The 2,432-nt window shown below is 52.7% G+C and carries 4 protein-coding genes; all 4 read right to left on the reverse strand.

Annotated elements, in window-relative coordinates; translation table 11 throughout:
• Positions 1 to 89 precede the first annotated feature (89 nt).
• A complete protein-coding gene (locus LIY45_RS30375) occupies positions 90 to 470 on the reverse strand; it encodes a hypothetical protein (protein WP_226478681.1) in 381 nt (126 codons plus the stop codon).
• Positions 471 to 506: 36 nt separating this feature from the next.
• Positions 507 to 1,280, reverse strand: a complete 774-nt coding sequence (locus LIY45_RS30380) for a hypothetical protein (protein WP_226478682.1) — start codon at positions 1,278 to 1,280, stop codon at positions 507 to 509.
• Positions 1,281 to 1,285: 5 nt separating this feature from the next.
• Complete coding sequence (locus LIY45_RS30385; protein ID WP_226478684.1) at positions 1,286 to 2,158, reverse strand: DUF2345 domain-containing protein; 873 nt, start codon at positions 2,156 to 2,158, stop codon at positions 1,286 to 1,288.
• Between the two features lie 21 nt (positions 2,159 to 2,179).
• A partial coding sequence (locus LIY45_RS30390) for a type VI secretion system Vgr family protein (RefSeq protein ID WP_226478685.1) occupies positions 2,180 to 2,432 on the reverse strand: 253 nt, incomplete at its 5' end.

Below are 2,432 nucleotides of genomic sequence, written 5' to 3' on the forward strand. Positions count from 1 at the left end.
AAAAGTCGTCACTCATACAAGCCCCTGAGTATCTCTAGCTAATAGTGGGTTAAACCCGTAATCCATGATGCGGTGCCTTGTTTTCCAATTCAGGTGGAAAACTTCAAAACAAGAAAAACAAAAAACAACCATCCAACTCCTCCCATCACCAGTCCAACCGACCACTTCATTCGCAACTTGATAGGTCCAGGCAAACAAGCAAGCTCCTGAGCATCAAGCGAACCATTGCGGATATGCTTGCCCGGCCAAATGACACTTCCGGCCACTACCATAGATAAAACGCTGCGTGAAAAAAAAGAACCACCCGCCCATACGCCAGCATAGGACGTCACAATGGAGCTTTTTTTAAACACCTTTAACACCACCTCCAAATCACGGCATGCGATATAACCATTCACCGCTGCCCCCGCTAATCCGAGCATCAGAGGCCCAAACAACGAAAAGAACAACTTCAACAAAATAAACGTCATGAACACCTCCATCGTTCGCCTACGTCAGTTGACGTACTACCTCACCCGCCAACGAGTAAACTCCTCAAGTTCGTCATCAAAAAACTCGACAACTTCTGATGCAACCCACCCGGCCGCGGCCCCACCCGCAATCAATAGTGCAACTGCACACACAGGAGCTCCCGGGCCACACACCAAAGAAGCGGCAGAGCCGGCTAAAATCGTGCCCGACAGCCCGCCAGCCATTACAGCGCCTTGTTTTATCCCTTCTTTCGCTTTGTTTTGCGCATTGACAACGTCGTAGACAACATAAGCAACAGTCACCACGATCAGCACTTTGCCTAACGTGCTTAACGCCTGGTTTCTTACATTAAACTTCGCGCTGGGTCTGGCGGACGACTCAATGATCTCGTAATGAATAGTGCTTTGTTGCCGATGGCTCAACTCACTAAACTTTTGTCCAAACTGCCTGGCTGACTTTTCATCCAGCAACTTTTCCAGAGCAGGAGAAATTATTTTCTTTTTCTCGGCAACTGCACGGCCCGCCACCGACGTTTTGGCTCGCGTTTCCGCCATGATTTTATTCCGCATCTCATAGCAAAACTCAGCACCTGCCTTTGCTGAAATACTCCCACTTTCTACCTGCTTCAAGACTTCAGCCTTGACCCTCTTAACGTTGCGATTGTAATTATCACGCTGCTTCGCATCATCGATAAAATCCGCTGAAAACTTAACAGCAACGCCCTCAAAGCTCTCTAGCGCACGTTCCAAAACCTCAGCATCAACCGAGTGATTTTCTCGAGCCAAGTAGTTTCGATAAAAGGCATCCATCGTGGTTACTCCATAAGCTTTTTCAGTATTTCTTCGGCACCGCTGATGCCGGTTTCTTGCGGCGCAAGTTCAGCCACTTCAAACTTGACGCAGGTATTACCTGCAAAAGAATAAAAGCTCGCCTTGTTTTGATAATCGAACTCGCCTTGCAAGGCGGCGCCATCGTCCATGGTCGCCGTGCATTTGATGCCTTGATGATTCAATTCAACCGGCGCGCAAAAGCTGATCCACTTCTCGGATGCCGGGAACTCAACGTTCAACGCACTCGGCACCAGCGTATGGATCGGCATGGCTTTGCCGGCCTTATCGGTCACCCCCTTGAACACCTCCCCCTGCCGAGTAGTGATTCGATAACGGGTGAACGGCATGGGTACCTGGGCTTCATCCTCCAAGGTGTAGCTACCGGAATAACCTGCCGGCAACGGTGATACCGGCGTATCAAGGCTGGTGCCTCCAAACTTTTGAACATGGGCAGCCTTGAGGTAAATGTTGCCGGGCGCACCCAGCTCAATTTCGCCATCCTTCAGGCGGATATAGGCGCCACCGCAGGTGAACACCAGCTCTTGTGGAGCGCTGATTTCTACACGGCCTTCCACGCTTTCGATCTTGATATCGGTCTTCGCCATCGCATGCAGATTGCTGGCCTGGGCATGCAGCTCAATCTTGCCCACGGCGGCCTTGAACTGCATGTCTGCATGTTGCGCAAGTACGCTGATCCCCCCCTCGGCAGCGGCAGTGATGTTGTGCCCAGCGCTGATGTCGGCGTTGTGCGCCGCCATGATGCCCACGCTTTCGCCCCCGGATGACAGGCATACCGCTTTGGGGCTGACCACACCGACGCCTGCGGGGGCATGCAGCAATACGCCCGATTGCCCCAACTCGCTGAGCGCCTGAACCAGTCATCGTTGGCTATCGATATCACCGGACAAAGCTCGTGCATTACGAGCCGCATCGGCCAGGGAGCGCGCCAGTGATAGCGCGCTTTCCAACTGCGTAATGGCGGCTTCCATATCAAGCTGCTCACCGCCGGCCTTGACCTGCTTGTCGGCACTGATAAACAACCCCTTGCCCGCCCGAATAGCACCCCAGTCATCGGTTCGCAGCTCAAACCCCTCCCCGCGCCTTTTCCTCCTGGCATCCACCAAATGCCCA

The sequence above is a fragment of the Pseudomonas sp. MWU16-30323 genome (assembly GCF_020515595.1).
Classification (GTDB): Bacteria; Pseudomonadota; Gammaproteobacteria; order Pseudomonadales; family Pseudomonadaceae; genus Aquipseudomonas; species Aquipseudomonas yamanorum.